Genomic DNA, 19,171 nt, shown 5'->3' with positions numbered 1-19,171 from the left:
AAAGCGCCCGCGAGGAAATCCGCGACATCGTCAACGACATCATCACCATCAAGAACTTTGCGATGTCGATCTCCGAGCAGGAAGAACTGCTCGAGGACATCTGCAACGACGTCCTCGGCTACGGCCCGCTGGAGCCGTTGCTGGCGCGCGACGACATCGCCGACATCATGGTCAACGGCGCCGGCCAGACTTTCATCGAAGTCGGCGGCAAGACGATCGAATCCGAGATCCGCTTCCGCGACAATGCACAGCTTCTCTCGATCTGCCAGCGCATCGTCAGCCAGGTCGGCCGCCGCGTCGACGAGTCGAGCCCGATCTGCGACGCCCGCCTGCCGGACGGTTCGCGCGTCAACGTCATCGCGCCCCCGCTGTCGATCGACGGGCCGGCGCTCACCATCCGCAAGTTCAAGAAGGACAAGCTGACGCTCGATCAGCTCGTCCGTTTCGGTGCGATCACGCCGGAAGGCGCAACCGTGCTGCAGATCATCGGGCGCGTGCGCTGCAATGTTGTCATTTCAGGCGGCACCGGCTCGGGCAAAACCACACTTCTGAACTGTCTCACCAACTATATCGACAGGGACGAGCGCGTCATCACCTGTGAGGATACCGCCGAACTGCAGCTGCAGCAGCCGCATGTCGTTCGTCTCGAAACGCGCCCGCCGAATATCGAAGGCGAGGGCGAGATCACCATGCGCGATCTTGTCAAGAACTGCCTGCGCATGCGTCCCGAGCGCATCATCGTCGGCGAAGTGCGCGGACCGGAGGTTTTCGACCTGCTGCAGGCGATGAACACCGGTCACGACGGTTCGATGGGCACGATCCACGCCAACACGCCGCGCGAATGCCTGAGCCGTATCGAATCGATGATCGCCATGGGCGGCTTTACCCTGCCGGCAAAGACGGTCCGCGAGATCATTTCCAGCTCGGTCGATGTCGTCATTCAGGCGGCGCGTCTTCGTGACGGTTCGCGCCGCATCACCCAGATCACCGAGGTGATCGGCATGGAAGGCGACGTCATCATCACCCAGGATCTGATGCGCTACGAGATCGAAGGCGAGGATGCGAACGGCCGCCTGATCGGCCGGCACATGTCGACCGGGGTGGGTAAGCCGCATTTCTGGGATCGCGCCCGCTACTTCAACGAGGAAAAGCGTCTTGCCGCCGCCCTCGACGCGATGGAAGCGAAAACGAAGGATTAGGTGAGATGTTCGGGTTCGATCCGATAGTGTTGGCAATTGTCGTCCTCGCCGCCGTCTCCGCGGCGGCGGTCGCCTATGCCCTGTTGTTTTCGAAGATCGAAGCCGACAAGAAATCGGCAAGCCGCATCAATCGCGTCAAATCTGCCGAAAGCGACCGGGTCAAGGTCAAGGCCGCCCGTGACCGCGTGCAAGAGCTGTCGAAGCGCCGTAAATCGGTACAGGACAATCTGAAGGATCTGGAAAAGCGCCAGCACGAAAAGACCAAGAAAACCGTGTCGATGAAATCGCGGCTGTTGCAGGCCGGCTTGACGATCACGGCGGCGAAATTCTATCTCATCAGCGCCGTCTTCGCCTCCGTGTTGCTGCTTGTCGCCTTGGTCGTCGGCGCATCGTGGATGGTCATGGTCGGTATCGCCGTCGTCGCCGGTCTCGGCCTGCCGCGCTGGGTCATCGGATTCCTGATCAAGCGCCGCCAGAACAAGTTTCTCAACGAGCTCCCCAATGCACTTGACGTCATCATCCGCTCGATCAAATCGGGCTTGCCACTCAACGATGCGATCCGTCTTATCGCAACCGAGGGCACCGAGCCGGTCAAGAGCGAGTTCCGGCGGGTCATCGAAGCGCAGCAGGTGGGTCTCAGCATTTCCGATGCCTGCGCCCGCATGACGATCCACATGCCGCTTCAGGAAGTCAATTTCTTCGCCATCGTGATCGCCATCCAGTCGCAGGCCGGCGGCAATCTCTCGGAAGCGATCGGCAACCTCTCCAAGGTCCTGCGTGATCGCAGGAAGATGAAGGCCAAGGTTACCGCGCTCTCGATGGAAGCCAAGGCGTCGGCCTACATCATAGGCGCTCTGCCCTTCATCGTCGCGACCCTCGTCTACCTCACCTCGCCGAGCTACATGATGATCCTTTTCACCGATCCGCGTGGCCATTTCATCATGGGTTTCTCGGCAATCTGGATGTCGATCGGCATTTTCGTCATGCGCAAAATGGTCAGTTTTGATATCTAGCCGGAAGGAAGCACGATGTCGCAGGACCTTGCCGCAACGCTCACCAATCCGAGCATGCTGATCGCACTTTTCGTGGCGATCGCCGTCTTCGCTACTTTTTATACGATCGCTGTTCCCTTCTTCGAGCGCGGCGATCTCACAAAGCGCATGAAGGCCGTTTCGACCGAGCGCGAGCAGATCCGCGCCCGCGAGCGCGCGCGCATGAACGCGGAAACCGGCGCCGGCAAGGCTTCGCTCAGGAGCCAGAACAACCGCTCGGTCCGCCAGATCGTCGAGCGTTTCAACCTGCGTAAGGCGCTCGTCGACGACAATACGGTCAACAAGCTGCGCGCCGCCGGGTTTCGTTCGGAGAATGCGCTGAATAGCTTCCTCGTGGCGCGTTTCCTACTGCCTTTCCTTTTTCTGGCGCTTGCTGCCTTCTGGGTCTTCGGCCTCGGCAATCTCGCCGAAAGGGGCATGGCCATCCGCCTCTTCGCCGTCATCGGCGTCGGTTATCTCGGCTTCTACGCACCAAATATCTATATCTCGAACCGCATGGGCAAGCGCCAGCACTCGATCAAGCGCGCCTGGCCGGATGCACTGGACCTGATGCTGATCTGCGTCGAATCCGGCATCTCGATCGAGGCTGCGATGCGTCGTGTCTCGGAAGAGCTCGGTGAGCAGTCGCCGGCGCTCGCCGAGGAGATGGTGCTGACCACCGCCGAACTCTCCTTCCTGCCGGATCGCCGCGTGGCGCTCGAAAATCTTGCCACGCGCACCCAGATCGAGTTGGTACGCTCGGTGACGCAGGCGCTGGTCCAGGCCGATCGCTATGGCACGCCGATCGCGCAGGCGCTGCGCGTTCTCGCCCAGGAAGGGCGCGACGAACGCATGAACGAGGCGGAAAAGAAGGCATCTGCGCTGCCGCCAAAACTGACGGTGCCGATGATCCTGTTCTTCCTGCCGGTGCTGATCGCCGTCATTCTCGGTCCGGCCGGCATTCAGGTGGCAGACAAGTTCTGACGGTTGCGCCGGCCCGGAAAGGCGGATGCAGCTTTCGGCAGAGACGCTGTTGCCTCAAAGGCCGTCGGCCGATCGCTTCAATCACGGGTGACCGCCGCCGGCATAGCTGGTAAACGGGATGGACGACCATTGGCAAGCGCGCGGATGCAGCCGCAGTGCCCCTGGCGCTGGTTCAATCCAAGAGAGAGGTTTCCGATGTCTTCTGCCGGCATTTTCATCAGCATCATGGCAGCCCTGGCGGTCGGCGCGATGAGCCCCGGCCCGAGCTTCGTCCTCGTCTCCAGGATCGCCATCTCGCGTTCGAGGCTGGATGGCCTTGCGGCCGCGCTCGGCATGGGTGTCGGCGGTGTCGTTTTTGCCGTGCTGGCGCTTGCCGGGCTGACGGCGCTGCTGTCTCAGTTCGAATGGCTCTATGTCCTGCTGAAGGTCGCAGGCGGCGCCTATCTCGTCTATATCGCGGTCAATATCTGGAGGAGCGCCGGTCAGCCGCTCGAAGTCTCCGACGCCGTCAACGGCAACCGCGCGCTGAGATTGAGCTTCACGACTGCGCTGCTGACCCAGCTCAGCAACCCGAAAACCATCATTGTTTATGCCAGCCTCTTTGCGGCACTTCTGCCGAGGACGGTGCCGCTCGATCTCATTGTCGCGCTGCCGCTCGGCGTCTTTGCCGTGGAGGCCGGGTGGTATTCGATCGTGGCCTTCGCCTTTTCGGCCCGCCATCCGCGGCGTCTCTATCTTGCCGCCAAGGGCTGGATCGACCGGGCCGCCGGTGCGGTCATGGGTGGCCTCGGTCTTCGGCTCATTCTTTCGGGTTTGAGCGCTCGTTAAGATCAGCATCTCTCCGAAGGTAGACGCCTTTCGAAACCTGATCCGGTCAGTTGGTGTTGCTGTTGTCCGCTGCGCCCGAGGTCTTGTCCTTGGCGGCGAGTTTCTGCCAGGAATTTGGCTGCGAGAGCATGCCTCTGAGATAGGCGACATTGGCATCGGCCTGCTGCGGTGAAAGTTCGCGCCGGGCGATCTGCTCGGCTTCCGGGAAACGCCCCTGCAGACCGACGACGAGGGCAAGGTTCTGCCTGACGCGGCTGTCGGCGGTCGGCTGGCTGGCGGCGGAGCGCAGATAGGTTTCGGCCGTGCGCAGATCGCCGGTCAGCACGTAGGACATGCCGAGGTTGGAAAGGATGGAGGGCTCGTTCGGCTGGATGTCGAGCGCGTCGCGGTAGCGCTGCCGGGCATCGCTTGCCCGGCCCATCTGGTCGAGGATCGCGCCTTGGGCCGAAATCAGCTTCCAGTCCGGACGGTCCGGCGTCTGGGCGCGGCCGATCGTATCGAGCGCCTGCTGGAACTGGCCGGCCGCCGCCTGTGCCTTGCCGTAGGCAGCCAGCACGTTGCGGTCGCCGGGATTGGCGATGGCCACCTGCTGCATGACGGCGAGCGCCTGCGTGTCGCGGCCGTTCATGCGCAGCAGATTGGCGTAGTTGACGCCGGTGACGGGATCGCGCGGGTTCTTTTCATAGGCCTGGCCGAGCCGGTCCGTCGCCGAGCGCAACTCGGTCGCGTCCATCTCTTCGACCGGCTTGGTGAGTTTCGGCACCGAGCCGGTCGTCATCCGGTCCTTGGTCGTCGAGCAGCCGGCAAGTGCCAGGACGAGCAGCGATGCCGCAGCGCCCTGCAGAATACGATTGGTGAATGTGGTGGTGAGCGAGGCAGGCATGGCGCGTTCCTGGATTCCGAAATCGGCGCCTGACCTCGAAGCGGAACAGGGAAAGGTTTGACGCGTAATCTTCGCTCCAGCAATAGTCTGTTAACCCTAACAGACCGTTAAGGAACGATTCCTTGCGACCGCCGAAGGATAATCATGGCCCCCTATCAGTTCATCGAGAGACCGACCCCTTTCAACACGAAGGGCGGTTCGACGCTGCCGATCTTTGCCGTCACGCCTGCCCATATCGAGACCGGCACGATCGATCCGATCGCGCTCGATTGGGCGCGCAGGGCAGGCTACAAGGCCGAAAGCGGGTCGCTGCTGCTGATCCCGACGGCCGAAGGCCATCTCGGCGGCGCGCTTTACGGCCTCGGCACCAATCCATCCGAGCAGCCTTACATCACCGGCAGGCTCGCCCGCGCGCTGCCGGCCGGCGACTGGCACATCGAGACCGCGCCGCTGACGGCAAATCGCCTGGCCCTCGGCTTTGGCCTCGGCAGCTACCGTTTCGACCGTTACAAATCTGAAAAATCGCCGGCGGCGACGCTGATGATCCCCCGCGATGCCGACGCCGCCGACATCAAGCGCCAGCTTGCCGGCGTCTTTCTCGCCCGCGACCTCATCAATACGCCGACGAATGATATGGGGCCGAACCAGCTTGAGGCCGTTTTCCGCGGTCTGGCCGGGCATTACAAGGCGGAGATATCGGTTATTACGGGTGACGACCTGCTCAAGCAGAATTTCCCGCTGGTCCATACCGTCGGCCGCGCCAGCGCCGATGCGCCGCGCCTTCTCGAGCTGCGCTGGGGCAAGAAGGGCCATCGCAAGGTGACGCTCGTCGGCAAGGGCGTCTGCTTCGATACCGGCGGTCTCGACATCAAGCCTGCCGCTTCCATGCTGCTGATGAAGAAGGACATGGGCGGGGCGGCGAATGTCATGGGGCTTGCCTTGATGATCATGGATGCCAAGCTGAAGGTCGACCTGCGCGTTATCGTTCCGGTCGTCGAAAACGCGATCTCGTCCAATGCCTTCCGGCCCGGCGACATCTACCGGAGCCGCAAGGGCCTGACCGTCCAGATCGACAATACCGACGCCGAAGGCCGTTTGATCCTTGCCGATGCGCTTGCTTATGCCGATGAGGAAGAGCCCGAGCTGCTGATTGACATGGCGACGCTGACCGGCGCCGCCCGCGTTGCGCTTGGCCCGGATCTTCCGCCTTTCTTCACCGATGACGCCAATCTGGCGCATGACCTCACCGAAGCGAGCCTGGAAACCGACGATCCGATCTGGCGCCTGCCACTCTATTCCGGCTACGACAAGGATATCCGCACCAAGTTCGCCGACCTCACCAACGCACCGGCCGGCGGCATGGCAGGGGCGATCACCGCCGCCCTCTTCCTCAAGCGTTTCGTCAGCAAGGCGAAGAGCTGGGCGCATTTCGACATTTACGGCTGGGCTCCGTCCGAACGGCCGCATTCGCCGGGCGGCGGCGAAGCACAAGCAATCCGCGCGCTCTTTCACCATATCCGCGAGAGCCTGCGCTAAAGCGCGTCGCTGAGGCGCATCGCATGATCCGTGTTCACGCGCTGCGCCTCGCTGCCGATCGTTAAAATTTTATTCACCTTGCCGGGCGGCAATTTCTGCCGCCCCTTGCATGTGCGTGGCAACTGCCGGAAAATGGAACGTTAGCGTAACGATCTTCCGGAGGGGCCGTGCCGATCGAACTGACAGCCTCGCAGGCGCTGGGGCTCTGGCATGGTGTGGCGCTCGATCAGGTCCGCCACGACGACCGCGATTTGACGTTGCGCCAGATGGCGATCCTGCTGCATATTTATCTGGTGCCGCCGCCGCACACGGTGCGCGGGCTTGCCGCCACGCTTGATGTCACCAAGCCGGTCATCACCCGCGCCTTGGACACGATGGGCGAGATGGGCCTGGTCGATCGTGTGCGCGACGATGCCGACCGGCGCAACGTGATCATCAAGCGCACTGTCGGCGGTGCGCTCTATCTGGAAAAGCTCGGCGATCTCATCCGAGATCAGGCCCGCCGGTTGCCGATCTGAAAGGAATGCGAATGACGATGCTCGACCGCCGCCTGCATGCCTACAGGTCCGATCTCGCGGAAGCGGGGCTCGAAGGCAAGGTCGAGGCGTCGCGTTTTACGGAAGGCGCCCCGGCTCGCGTCGCCGTCCCGGTCGTGGCCTTGCGTCCCGAACCGGACCTTGCCCGCGGCATCGATACCGAACTGCTTCTCGGCGAGGACGTGACGGTTTTCGATCGCGCGGACGGCTGGTGCTGGGTGAAAGCCGCCTCGGACGGCTATGTCGGTTATGTCGCGGCGGACGCGCTCTCGGAAGGCCGGCCGACGCCGACCCATATCGTCACCGTGCAACGCTCCTTCGTCTATCCCGAACCGGAACTGCGCAAGCCCCACCAGGCCATCGTGTCGATGGGAAGCCGCGTTCATGTCGCCGGTGAGGCGGAAGCGCGCGGCAATCGCTATGTCGTGCTCGAGGACGGAACGGCGATCTTCGCCAAGCACGTCCAGCCGATCGGCGCGCTCGATGGCGCCGATTACGTGGAGGTCGTCGCCCGTTTCCTGGAAACGCCCTATCTCTGGGGCGGACGTTCCGGCCTCGGCATCGATTGCTCCGGCCTCGTCCAGCTGGCGATGCTGATGACGGGCAGAGCTGCGCCACGCGATACCGATATGCAGGCGGCAGGCCTCGGCCAGCCGATCGACCGATCCGAAATCCGCCGTGGCGACCTGGTATTCTGGAAGGGTCATGTCGCCGTCTTCGAAGATCCGGAAACCATTCTGCACGCCAACGGCCATAGCATGACGGTGGCGCGCGAGAATTTCGCGGCTGCAGCCGAGCGCATCGGCTGGCTCTACGAGCAGCCGACCGGCTATCGCCGCCCGATCAGCTGATCAGCCGATCGGAGGCTGCGGCCAGGATTTCACCCCGCCCGTCCAGTCCTCGAAGGATTTCGAGAGTCTCAGCACCCGCATGTCGTCGAAGCGCGGCCCGACGATCTGCAACCCGATCGGCATGCCCGAGCGGGAGAAACCGCAGTTGATCGAGGCGGCCGGCTGCTCCGACATGTTCCACGGCACCGTGAAACCGATATGTTCGAACGGCAGGGCCGGATCATTGGTCGGAGATGCCCATTCTGCCGGATAAGAGATGATCGGATTGGTCGGCGAAAGCAGGGCGTCGACCTCGGTGAATAACCGTCCGCAGCTCTTGCGCATCTCGATCGTCTGGTTGAAGCCTCTGACCGCATCGACACCGCGGATGTCGGCGCCGCCCATCGCCCAATCCCTGATATAGGGCAGGATGCTATCGCGCCTGTTATCGTCGAGATCGGCGATATCGCCCCAGAGCCGGGATCGCCAGAAATTGTCGAGCCCATCCAGCATTGCGCGTGTCAGTACCGGCTGGACTGATCGAATGGTCGCGCCGGCCGCCTCGAACTGTTTCGCCGCCGTTTCGACCGCGGCCCTGATCTCGTCGTCCACCGCAAGCCCGCAGCCGGCATCGAGCATCAACCCGATCTTCATGCCCGACAGGTCGATGTCGAGATCCATCCAGTTGAAATCATTCGGCGGCAGGCTGGTGCCGTCGCGCCAGTCCGGCCGTGACAGCGTCGCCATTGAAAAGGCCGCGTCCTCGACCGTGCGCGCCATCGGCCCGACGCAGCGCCCAACATAATAGGGATCGGCCGGAATGCGCCCATGGCTCGGTTTGAAGCCGAAGATGCCGGTCCAGCCGGCGGGAAGGCGCACCGAACCGCCGATATCGGTGCCGATATGCAGCGGTCCGTAACCGGCCGCTGCCGCTGCGGAAGCCCCGGCACTCGATCCGCCGGGATTCTGCGTGATGTCCCAGGGATTGCGGCTGAGAGGATGAAAGCTCGAAAGGCCGGAGGACAGCATGCCGTAATCGGGGCAGGTGGTCTTGGCGAAGATCACCGCGCCGTCTTCCCGAAGACGGGCGGCGGCCGGTGCATCCGCGTCCGCAGGTTTGAGTTCCACTGCCCTCGTGCCTGATGGCACCGGCTGGCCCTTCGTAGCGATCAGCTCCTTGAGCGTCACCGGGATGCCGTCGAGGGGCCCCAGCGTTTCTGCCTTCGCCCAGCGCTCCGTCGACGCTTTCGCCTGGGCGCGCGCCGATTCCCGATCATAGAGATAGAGTGCCGAAATCGAAGGCTCCCAGGCGGCGATATGGTCTTCGAGGGCGAGCCAGTATTCGAGGGGGGAGAGGCTCTTATCGGCGAAGCGCTGCCTGAGTTCGCGAATGGTAAGGTCGGTTTCGGTCATGGCATGGTCTTTCGGGCTTTTCGTCTCGGGAGGGCATCAGCGGCTCGCCTCGCGCGGGTCGAGCAGATCGCGCAAACCGTCGCCGAGCATGTTGAAGCCGAAGACGGTGAGCGCGATGGCAAGGCCGGGCAGGATCGCCAGCCAGGGGGCGAGCGCCAGATAGGTTTGCGCATCGGCAAGCATCCGACCCCAGGTCGGCGCCGGCGGCGCCATGCCGAGCCCGAGGAAGCTGAGGCCCGCTTCGGTGAGGATCGCCAGCCCCAGCTGAATCGCGCCATGCACGATGATCTGGCTGACGATATTCGGCAGCACATGGCGCAGCGAAATGGTCAGGCGCGTATTGCCGATGGCGCGCGCTGCCGTCACATAGTCGCGGCTCCAGGCCTGCAGCGAGGTCGCGAGTGTGACGCGGGCAAAGACCGGGATCATGAAGACGGCGATCGCGGTGATCGCGGTGAACCGCCCGGGTCCGAGAAAGGCGCCAAGCACCATGGCGGACAGGATCGGCGGCAGCGCGAAGATGACGTCGCAGATGCGCATCAGCAACGCCTCGAAAGGACCGCGGATCGCGGCTGCCGAAATGCCGGCGATTGAGCCGAGCGTTCCGCCGATCGCAACCGCTGTGATGGCGATCGACAGTGAATTCCAGCAGCCCGCCATCAGCATCGAAAGCACATCGCGGCCGAACTGGTCCGTGCCAAGCAGGCCGAAGGCAAGCGGCGGCTGCAATTTGTGAATGATCTGCATTTTCGCCGGCGGCAGCGGCGTCCAGACGAGCGACAGCAGTGCCACGGCGACCAGCAGGCCGATGATGACGACCCCCGAAATCAGGTTCATTCGCCGGCTAAGTCTAAAGACCCGGCGGCGGCTGATGATGGCGGTGGACACGATCGGTGCCATGCGTCAGGCCGCCTTCCTCATCCTGGGATCGATCGCCAGGTAGGAGAGATCGACAATGAAATTCATCACGATGACGAGGCCTGCGAAGAATAGCACGACATCCTGCATGACGATGATGTCGCGCTGAGAGAGCGCCTGAAGGGCGAGCCGCCCGAGGCCAGGCAGGTTGAAGACGTTTTCCACCAGTACCGCGCCGGCGACGAGAAAGGTGAATTGCAACCCGATCATCGTCAGGATCGGGATCAGCGCATTCGGCACGATATGGCGCCACAGCACCGCACTGCGTGACAGCCCCTTGGCGACCGCGGTACGGGCAAAATCCTCATGCATCGTGTCAAGCACCGCCGAGCGCGCCACTCGTGTCAACACGCCCGCCTGCGGCATGGCCAGCGCGACGGCGGGCATAATCAGCGCCTGCAATGCCGGCGTGAGGCCGGCGCTCCAGCCCGGGAAACCGCCGGCCGGCATCAGCCCGAGCATCGTCGAAAACAGGATGATCAACAGCAGCGCCACCCAGAAGGCGGGCACGGCGATGCTGATCTGCGAAAACAGCGTCGCGATGACGTCGAAGACACCGCCGCGGCGCGAGGCGGCCAGCACGCCGAGCGGCAGGGCAATCGCCACCGAAAGCATGATCGCCATCAGCGCCAGCGGCAGCGTTACCGCCAACCGCTCGACGATCAACCCGGCGACCGGTACGCCATAGGTGAGCGAATTGCCGAGATCGCCGGAGAGCACGCCAGCCAACCATTGCCCGTAGCGCAACAGCAGCGGCTGGTCGAGGCCGAGACTGTGACGGAGCGCTGCAAGGGTTTCCGGTGTTGCCGAGGTGCCGAGCATGATCGAGGCGGGATCGCCTGGCAGAAGGTCCATAACGGCGAAGATCAGCAGCGAGACGACGACGAGCGTGACGATGAGACCGGCGAAGCGGCGGGCGAGGAGTGGGATCATGCGTGCCACGCTTTCGATGTGGCGCGGGGGCTGCGACCGGCATTGAGCGTTTCGCTGTGCGGCTTCCCTTCGCTCATCCCTTGCCTCTCAATCCGCCCGAACCCGCCTCTCACTCGTCCCAGGAAACACCGGACAGCACGTTGGAAGGGATCGGCTCGTTCTCCCATAGGCCCTTCAGCTTCTTGTCCCAGACGCCGAGTTTCGGCATGACGAAAAGGTAGAGCGCCGGCACGTCCTCGGCGAGGATCTTCTGCGCCTCGCCATAGATCGCATTCTGCGCGGCGGGATCAGTCGTCTCCTGGACCTTCTTCATCAGCGCGTTGAAAGCGGGGTTCTTATAATTGAAATAATAGGGATCGCGCGCGTAGATGTCGATGTCGAGCGGTTCGGCATGGGCAACGATCGTCATGTCGAAGTTGCGGTCCTTCATGATGTCCTGGACCCACTTCGCTGGAAATTCTGTCGGCTCGATATTCATCGTCACGCCGATCTCGGCAAACATCGCCTGCATCACCTGAGCGCTGCGCGGCGCATAGGCCATCTGCGGCGATTTGATCGTGAAGGTGAAACCGTTGGGGTAGCCGGCTTCGGCAAGCAACGCCTTCGCCTTCTCGACGTCGTAGGGCAGCACGCCTGTCATGTCCTGATAGCCCGGATCGTTCGGCGTGTAGTGGCTGCCGATCGGTGTGCCGAGGCCGGACCATGCGCCGTCGATCACCGTCTTGCGGTCGATCGCCATCATCAGTGCCTGGCGGACGCGTTTGTCGTCGAACGGCTTCTTGGCAGTGTTCATGCCGGCAACGACCTTGAGTTCGGTATTGCCGATCCTGGTGACGAGCCTCGCATCGCCGTCGAAAGAACTCATCAGCTCGGGTGCGGCAAATTCCGGAAAGGCATCGAGATCGCCGGATTTCAGCGCAGCTGCCTGCGCCTGCGGATCGGCAATGAAGCGGAAGGTCACCTTGTCGAGCTCGGCGGCCGCACCCTTGTTCCAGTAATCGGCATTTCTGGCGAGTTCGACCTTGTCGCCCTTCGCCCAGCTGGCGAATTTGAAGGGACCGGTGCCGATCGGCGTCGTCTTGTCGTCGGCAGCCGTCTTCGGTGCGACCATCACCGAGGCTGGCCAGCCGAGCCAGTAGATCAGGCTGCCGGTCGGGGCCGAGAGATGCAGCACCAGCGTTTCGGCATCGGGCGTATCAATCGAGGCGATCGAGGCGAAAAAGCGCTTCTGCGGATTGACCGAATCGGCGCCGCGGGCGCGGTCGAGCGAAAACTTGGCGCTCGCGGCATCGAAGACCTCGCCGTCATGAAATTTGACCCCGGTCTGCAGCTTGAACGTATAGGTCAGGCCATCGGGCGAGATCTCCCAGCTTTTCGCCAGCTGCGGCTGGATCTTGCCGGACTGATCGATCGTCACCAGTCCCTCGAACACGTTCTGCCAGGTCACCTGGCCGATTGCGACCGGCGCCGCGATCGTCGGATCGAGACCGGTCGGCTCGACGCTCATGCCGAGATTGAGCGTGGTCTTCGCCGCCTCCGCCGGCGTCATCGCCGTCATCACCAAGCCGGCCGAAAGCGCAGCACCGAGGGAAAGCCGCCGGACGAAACGCGAAGGCGCAAACGAAAGCTTGATCATCATGTTCCCTTATCTGGCCGCGCGTCGATGACGACGACCTTTTGCGAGGAGATTGACATTATGCCGGTGAACACACAATGATGATTTTGTGTGCTCAGTGTAGCCGAAAAAGCTACACCGCAAATCTACGGACAATGCAAGCTCGAAGCGTCAGTCTTTCGTCTCGGCCCGACGGTTCGTGCGCTCGCGCATGAACCTCTCGATGAAGTCGAGCAGTTTCGTTGCGGCGAAGGACAGCTGTCGGTCCGGCGCGACGCAGAGATCGACATGGGTGCGAATGCCGGTCTTGCCGGCCAGAGGAATGGCAAGGAGCTGACCCGCCTCGATCTCGCGGCGGACGGTTAGCGCCGGCAGCAGCGTGACCGCAGCTCCACTGAGCACGAGTTCCTTCAGCATTTCGAGCGAGCTGGTAACGAAGACGGGATCGAGGCTCAACCCTTCCTTCTCGAACAGCGCGTCGAAGGCCTGGCGGAAGCCGAAGGATTGATCCGGCAGCGCCAAGGCATAGTCGGCAAGCGTCCGCAGCGGGATCTCGCTATGCGCAGCGGCCGGATGCTGCGGCGTGGCGATGAGATCATAGGCGATCTCGGAGCGCAGCCGCACCTTGGTGCCGGACATCGGTGGCGCAAACAACGTCACCGCAATATCCGCCTCGGCGCTGTTGACGGCATCGACCGCCTGCCGGGCGCTGGTGATTGTCACGGTAAAACGCAGTTTTGGATATTTCAGGCTGAATTCGGCAAGCGCCGGCGCCAGCAGATTGGCGACGGTGGCGCCATTGGCATAGATGCTGACACGGCCGCGCTGCAGGCCCTTCAGGTCTTCGATCAGCTGCTGCACATGATCGAGCTCGCGCAGCGTCCGGCCGGCGCGGGCGGCAAGCAGTTCGCCGGCGGCCGTCAGCTTGACACCACGGGCGCTGCGTTCGACGAGCGGCGCGCCAAAATGATATTCGAGGTTCTCGATCTGCCGGCTGATCGCCGTCGGCGCGACATTGAGGTTCTCGGCCGCCTGGCGCATCGAATTGGTCCTGACCAGCTCGTCGAAATACATCAGCGCCCGGATCTGCATTCACGTCTCTCCGCCATTCGGCACGTTGTGGGGTCCGGTTCCAACCCTAATGCATGTTGCCCAAACGTGCGCAGCGGTTTTGGGACAACGACATGGATAAAAACAAAGGTCCCAATCAACGACCATTCGGATAGCGGTCGCGCCATGCCTGTTGCGCGCCCTCGACCGGAAGGGCGGTCGCAGCGTAGACCCCTCGGGCGATCGCCCGCGCCATGACGAGGGTCGCAAGGTGGCAAAGCTCCATCAGGCTCGCCATGTCGTCTCTTCGATGCTGGGCCGTCGAAGCGGCAAAGACGGTATCGCCGTCGAGCGGCAGGTGCGCCGGCAGCAATGCCCTGGCAAGACCGTCATGGCCGGCAAGCGATAGCCGGTGCGCCTCGGCCTTCGTCAGCTGCGCATCGGTCACCACTGCGCCGATCGTCGTTGCCGGCGTGTTCATGCCCTTGAGCCGCATCCGATGGTCGGCCACCGCAGGCATGCCGAGCCCGCCGAATTCCGCGTCTTTTTCGAAGGGTGCCGCCCAGAAATGCGGCCCGTCGCCGATCGTTGCCGAACCGAGCGCATTGACGGCGACGATCGCCGCGACGCGATGCCCGGCGCTGCTGACGGCGCTGGCCGAGCCGAGCCCGCCCTTGACGGTGGCCGTCGTCGCTCCCGTCCCGGCACCTGTCGTGCCGAGCGCGAATGTGCCCTTGGCCGCGGCCTGCAGTGCCGTATAACCCATGTCGCGATAGGGCGAGTGAAGGCCCCAATCCTTGTCGCCGCCGTTCAGCAGGTCCATCAGGATCGCCTGCGGCACGATCGGAATGCGCACCGACCCGACGGCAAAGCCGCGGCCGAGTTCGCGCAGGCCCGCCTGCACGCCGCCGGCGGCATCCAGCCCGAAGGCCGAGCCGCCGGAAAGCACGAAGGCATCAACGGCATTGACGGTCATCGACGGATCGAGCAGGCCGGTGTCGCGCCCGCCGGGCGCACCGCCGAGCACCGTGCCGGATGCGACGGCCGGTTCGTCGAAGACGATGACCGTGACGCCGGAACCGAGCGCAAGGTCGGTTGCATGGCCGACGGAAACGCCTTCGATGTCGGTGACGAGGTTCAGAAGATCGGGCAAGGGCGGATCCTTAGAGCAATTCCAGCAAAAGTGTGCAGCGGTTTTGCGTCCGGAATTGCGTGAAACAAAGAGATAGAGCATTTTCGTGATTCGAAGAAAAACGGAAATGCTCTAGACGCAAAGGCCCGCCGATAGGACTGCAATTGCCCTCAAAAAACAAGACCGGCCCCATTTGGCGGGACCGGTCGGACATCGGGAAAAGCCGTGAATTCTAATCGCGGCGTCATGCCCTCAGGCATGAAGCGGCTTCGGATGACGGCGGGTCATCAGGTCATGGATGGCCAGCCGCACCTCGTCCGGCGAGCCGAAACGCTGCTCGTCGAGGTCGTGGACGTGAAATTTCACGGCGATGAATTTCAGCCGGTCTTCATCGGGAATGACGATCCCGACGGGAACGCCTGCATATTCGATAACTTGCTTCTTCATAAATAGAACTCCTGCCGCGCGACATGCGCAGCCATGGCGAATTGACTTGTCTGATACCGTTGAAAGGAGGACGAACGTCACATTCGACAGTTCGGGCGGGAGAGGGCGCCCGGACGGTCATTGCCAAGCACAGATCGCCCAAGGAGATCGGCGAGAATATCGATGTCTATCATGCTCGTTCCTTTTGTTGGCGTTGCACTTGAGTGGTCCCGTTAGAGCCCGGGGCCGGTGAAGGCTGCCTTCGATAATCCACTAACTTGGTAGAGATTACCCGATAGCCTGTCAGAAACATATTCCTAAACGTGTCAAAATATCGACGATCCGAAAAAATTCATTCCGTCGCAGCCCGAACTTGCAGAAAGAAACATATCAGCTCTTCGTTAAATTCGCATGACAGAATCGAAGTTCAATCGATCACCGCGGCAGAGATAGGAAGTCCTGCTGATTCCGGCAATGGCCCGCTTCATTAAAAATCGACATGCCTCGAAATGACCGAATTGGTTAATGCCGGAAGCCCTGTGTCACCAACCTTCTTTGAGCACCTTCTCCAGCATGTCCGCGAAAAAATCGGCGCTGTCGATGCTGAGGCAGAGCGGTGGTTTGATCTTCAGCACATTTTGGTGATCGCCGGTCGGCTGCATGATGACGCCGAGTTCGAGAAGCCGGTCGCAGATTGCAGCCGTCTCTTCCGTCGCCGGCTCCAGCGTCGTTCTGTCGCGGACGAATTCGAGGCCAAGATAGAGGCCCATGCCGTGCACGGCGCCTGCAATCGGATGGCGGTCGATCAGCGCGGCAAGCCGCGCCTTCAGATGATCGCCGACCGTCCGGGCATTTTCCTGGAGCTTTTCCTCGGCCATGATGTCGAGCACCGTCATGCCGGCGACGCAACTGACCGGGCTGCCGCCGGTGGAGGAAAAGAAAGTGCCCTCCTTCTCCAGCGATTGCGCGATCTCCCGCGTGGTGATGACGGCGCCGAGCGGATGGCCGTTACCCATGCCCTTGGCGACGGTGATGATATCGGGCACGACCCCTTGCTGCTCGAAGCCCCAGAAATAATGTCCGAGCCTGGAATAGCCGACCTGCACCTCATCGGCGATGCAGAGGCCGCCGCGGGTGCGCACCTGCGCATAGATTTCCCTGAGATAACCGTCCGGCAGCGGAATGCCGCCGGCATTGCCGTAGACCGATTCGCAGATGAAGCCCGCCAGGCCGTCGCCGCCGGCGTCGATCGCCTCCAGCACCGGCGTTACCGCGCTGAGATAGGCTGCCGCCGTATCGGGACCACGGAATGCGCCGCGATAGGTATTCGGTGAAACCACGGCATGCACCCAGTCCGGACGGGTGGTCGGTGCCTGCGGATTGTCGGCGATCGAGGTGGAAACGGCATCGCTCGCCGCCGACCAGCCATGATAGGCTTCGAGCAGGCAGAGCATGTTGCGCGCTCCGCTATGGGCTTGCGCAAGCCGAAGCGCCAGATCGTTCGCCTCCGAGCCGCTGTTGACCAGGAAGACCGCGTCCAGCCCATCCGGCGACAGGGCGGCGAGACGTTCGGAAAATTCCGTGATCGCGCCATAGTGGAAGCGCGAATTCGTGTTGAGCCGCAGCCATTGCGCGCTGATCGCCGCCGCGAGCTTGGGATGGCCATGGCCGAGAATGGTGACGTTGTTGACCATGTCGAGATAGGCGCGGCCCTCGACATCGAACAAATGCTCCTTCCAGCCGCGCTCGATCTGCGGCGGCGCCGCATAATAATTCTTCTGCGGCCTTGCGAGATGCGCCCGCCGCCTGGCGAAGAGTTCGGCGGTTTCAGGTTGCGGCGCATCCGCTTGCGGGCTGAGAAGCAGCGAAGGCGAAGGGCAGAGCACTGACCAGGCCGCCGCCGCGCGCGGTGAGGCAAAGAGCGGCGGTTCGAGACCTGCGACGCTGCAAAGCTGGACGCGCAGCCCGCCTAGCGACGACGCCTCTCCGAAAACCGTGCCGAGCGAATCGCCGGCGGCAATCTCGGCTCCGTCCTCGACCGAGAGGTCGAGCCCATCGAGATGCAGGGTCATGTTGTCGCCGGCGATTGTCAGATGCTGGTCCTTCCAGCCGATGCGGCCGGCAAAGGGCGCGGCAATCGCGCTGCCTGCGGCAAGGCATATGTCGATATGCAGGGCGCAGGTCGCCTGTCCCTTCGCAGTTGCCGCGCGGGAAAGCCGATATTCGCCGTAGCGCGTCGCTGCCGTACCGTTTTCGGTTGCCATGCGGGCAAGCAGCCGCCAGTCCATGTCGGTATTCAGCCAGTTGCCGGCGGAAAAATGCGGGCTCCGCACCCCAAGATCGACATAGGCGATCCCGGCGGGATCGATGTCGGGCAGCAACGGCAGCCATCCCGATGTTTCCGGCGCGGCGACATCGGCGCCGGCTGCCTTGAGGATCGCCGCTTCCATGAGATCGAAGGGAACCGACATCGCCGTATCGAAGATCGCCCGCTCGCGGTCGAGATTGTCGCGGACATAGTCATTGTCGGGATCGACCGAAATCTGCTGTTCGCCGCTGGCGACGAGAATGACCGCGCGTGCGACGATCAGTGGCCAGAGCGCCTTCAGTTCCTCGTCGCTCAGCGGATAGATCGCCTGATAGGCGGTGACGGCGGGCAGGATATGAAAAGGGTCGCCATCGGCCTGATGCAGCAGCGAAGCGCAGGTGACGGCGAGGTCGCCGACCAGCCAGCCGCGGATGATGTCGCCGAAATCGATCACCCCGTCGGGGACGATATGGCCACGGGCGTCACGGTGGCCGACGACATTGTCGCCGGTGACGTCGTGATGCACGGCCTGCAGCCGAAGCGACGGCGCCAACGGCTGGATGCGGCGAACGGCCATCACCATGGTTTTGGCAATCCGGTCGCGCGCGGCGCTGTCGGTGATGGCTGAAAGCAGCTGCACCGCAACGGGACCTGCCCGTCTGAGGTCCCACTGCAGGCTGCGGTCGAGACCGGGATGGTTAAAATCGGCAAGCGCCTGCGCCAGCCTGGCGCAGAGCGCGCCGAGGGCTGCAACGGAAGCCGGCGCCAGATAGGTCAGCTCCGTCAGCCCATGACATTCCAGATATTCCAGCAGCCGGACCTGATACCCCTGTCCACGCACGGTAAGGACGACGATCTCTCGCCCGTCATTGGTGGCGATCACCTTCGGGACGCGCGGCGCATCTTGCCTGCTTTTGAGATGATGGATCGCCGCATTCTGTGCTTCGAGCTCGCGGGTCTCGTAGGCTGCATGGCAGATCTTCAGGACGTAGCGGCCACGATCGCTATCGACGCGATAGTTCCGATCCTGCTGGCTGCCGAGTTCGACAAGCGTGCCGGAGAGGCTGTAATGCGCAAGGAGGATCTCTTCCGCGTCGCTGGCGGTCACGTCGGGGCGCGGCAGCGCCATGCGATCAACAAGCGCCTCGTCGGTCATGACACCCCTCCCGCAGCATGATTCGATTACCTATTGAAGGCGATAATCAAGTACTTGCCGCTGGCAGGCAACGGGGATTGTCGTTTGCCAGCAAAAGAGATGTTGGGCGGCGCTCAACCCATGCGTTCGGAGGCGTAACCACCGGGGCTGGCCGGGAAGACCACGGTGCGGTTGCCGTTCAGAAAGGTGCGGTGATGGATATGGGCGTGGATGGCCCGCGCCAGCACCTGGCTTTCGACATCGCGGCCGATCGAGACATAATCGTCGGGTGACTGCGCATGGGTGATGCGTGCCGTGTCCTGTTCGATGATCGGGCCTTCGTCGAGATCGGCGGTGACGTAATGCGCCGTGGCCCCGATCAGCTTCACGCCGCGTTGATAGGCTTGTTTGTAA

General features: G+C 62.8%; 17 protein-coding genes. 7 read left to right on the top strand and 10 right to left on the bottom strand.

The window, feature by feature from the left end; all coding sequences use genetic code 11:
* The 4 genes from FY112_RS33175 to FY112_RS33160 form a co-directional block, all read left to right on the top strand.
* The coding region (locus tag FY112_RS33175) for a CpaF family protein (protein ID WP_246700818.1) at positions 1-1,199 on the top strand (1,199 nt) is incomplete at its 5' end.
* Between the two features lie 5 nt (positions 1,200-1,204).
* On the top strand, positions 1,205-2,212 hold the full coding sequence (locus FY112_RS33170; protein ID WP_017962811.1) for a type II secretion system F family protein: 1,008 nt from the start codon (positions 1,205-1,207) through the stop codon (positions 2,210-2,212).
* A gap of 15 nt (positions 2,213-2,227) precedes the next feature.
* Positions 2,228-3,214: a type II secretion system F family protein gene (locus FY112_RS33165; protein ID WP_017962812.1), complete on the top strand. Its 987-nt coding sequence runs from the start codon at positions 2,228-2,230 to the stop codon at positions 3,212-3,214.
* Between the two features lie 195 nt (positions 3,215-3,409).
* Complete coding sequence (locus FY112_RS33160) at positions 3,410-4,042, top strand: LysE family translocator (RefSeq protein WP_017962813.1); 633 nt, start codon at positions 3,410-3,412, stop codon at positions 4,040-4,042.
* A 46-nt stretch (positions 4,043-4,088) separates the two neighbouring features.
* Here FY112_RS33160 and FY112_RS33155 read toward each other — a convergent pair whose 3' ends face one another.
* The gene (locus tag FY112_RS33155) at positions 4,089-4,925 is read right to left on the bottom strand and encodes a tetratricopeptide repeat protein (protein ID WP_017962814.1); all 837 of its coding nucleotides are present in this window, start codon (positions 4,923-4,925) and stop codon (positions 4,089-4,091) included.
* A gap of 144 nt (positions 4,926-5,069) precedes the next feature.
* Here FY112_RS33155 and FY112_RS33150 point away from each other — a divergent pair, with 144 nt between their 5' ends.
* From FY112_RS33150 to FY112_RS33140, 3 genes are all read left to right on the top strand, one after another.
* The gene (locus FY112_RS33150; RefSeq protein WP_151520277.1) at positions 5,070-6,461 is read left to right on the top strand and encodes a M17 family metallopeptidase; all 1,392 of its coding nucleotides are present in this window, start codon (positions 5,070-5,072) and stop codon (positions 6,459-6,461) included.
* A 167-nt stretch (positions 6,462-6,628) separates the two neighbouring features.
* Positions 6,629-6,979, top strand: coding sequence for a MarR family winged helix-turn-helix transcriptional regulator (locus FY112_RS33145; protein ID WP_017962816.1), 351 nt, complete (start codon positions 6,629-6,631; stop codon positions 6,977-6,979).
* Between the two features lie 11 nt (positions 6,980-6,990).
* Positions 6,991-7,848: an NlpC/P60 family protein gene (locus tag FY112_RS33140; protein ID WP_151520276.1), complete on the top strand. Its 858-nt coding sequence runs from the start codon at positions 6,991-6,993 to the stop codon at positions 7,846-7,848.
* Here the strand turns inward: FY112_RS33140 and FY112_RS33135 are convergent, their stop codons facing one another.
* The 9 genes from FY112_RS33135 to FY112_RS38340 form a co-directional block, all read right to left on the bottom strand.
* A complete protein-coding gene (locus FY112_RS33135) occupies positions 7,849-9,240 on the bottom strand; it encodes an amidase (protein ID WP_094086947.1) in 1,392 nt (463 codons plus the stop codon).
* Between the two features lie 36 nt (positions 9,241-9,276).
* Positions 9,277-10,140: an ABC transporter permease gene (locus FY112_RS33130; protein ID WP_094086946.1), complete on the bottom strand. Its 864-nt coding sequence runs from the start codon at positions 10,138-10,140 to the stop codon at positions 9,277-9,279.
* A gap of 3 nt (positions 10,141-10,143) precedes the next feature.
* Entirely contained in the window at positions 10,144-11,091 is a 948-nt protein-coding gene (locus tag FY112_RS33125; protein ID WP_131643925.1) for an ABC transporter permease, read from the bottom strand.
* Positions 11,092-11,200: 109 nt separating this feature from the next.
* A complete protein-coding gene (locus tag FY112_RS33120; RefSeq protein WP_181018318.1) occupies positions 11,201-12,727 on the bottom strand; it encodes an ABC transporter substrate-binding protein in 1,527 nt (508 codons plus the stop codon).
* A 150-nt stretch (positions 12,728-12,877) separates the two neighbouring features.
* Positions 12,878-13,798 (bottom strand): LysR substrate-binding domain-containing protein, encoded by a 921-nt coding sequence (locus tag FY112_RS33115; protein WP_094086943.1) that lies wholly within the window; start codon positions 13,796-13,798, stop codon positions 12,878-12,880.
* A 115-nt stretch (positions 13,799-13,913) separates the two neighbouring features.
* Positions 13,914-14,909 carry a P1 family peptidase gene (locus FY112_RS33110; RefSeq protein ID WP_151520274.1) on the bottom strand — a complete coding sequence of 332 codons (996 nt, stop codon included), beginning with the start codon at positions 14,907-14,909 and terminating at the stop codon, positions 13,914-13,916.
* 231 nt (positions 14,910-15,140) lie between these two features.
* On the bottom strand, positions 15,141-15,335 hold the full coding sequence (locus FY112_RS33100; RefSeq protein ID WP_003544544.1) for a hypothetical protein: 195 nt from the start codon (positions 15,333-15,335) through the stop codon (positions 15,141-15,143).
* 521 nt (positions 15,336-15,856) lie between these two features.
* Entirely contained in the window at positions 15,857-18,778 is a 2,922-nt protein-coding gene (locus FY112_RS33095) for an aminotransferase (RefSeq protein WP_151520273.1), read from the bottom strand.
* Between the two features lie 113 nt (positions 18,779-18,891).
* A partial coding sequence (locus tag FY112_RS38340) for a formyltransferase family protein (protein ID WP_281408502.1) occupies positions 18,892-19,171 on the bottom strand: 280 nt, incomplete at its 5' end.

It is taken from the genome of Rhizobium sp. PEPV16, from assembly GCF_008919455.1.
Lineage (GTDB): Bacteria > Pseudomonadota > Alphaproteobacteria > Rhizobiales > Rhizobiaceae > Rhizobium > Rhizobium leguminosarum_Q.
This window is presented reverse-complemented; position numbering and strand designations above follow the sequence as displayed.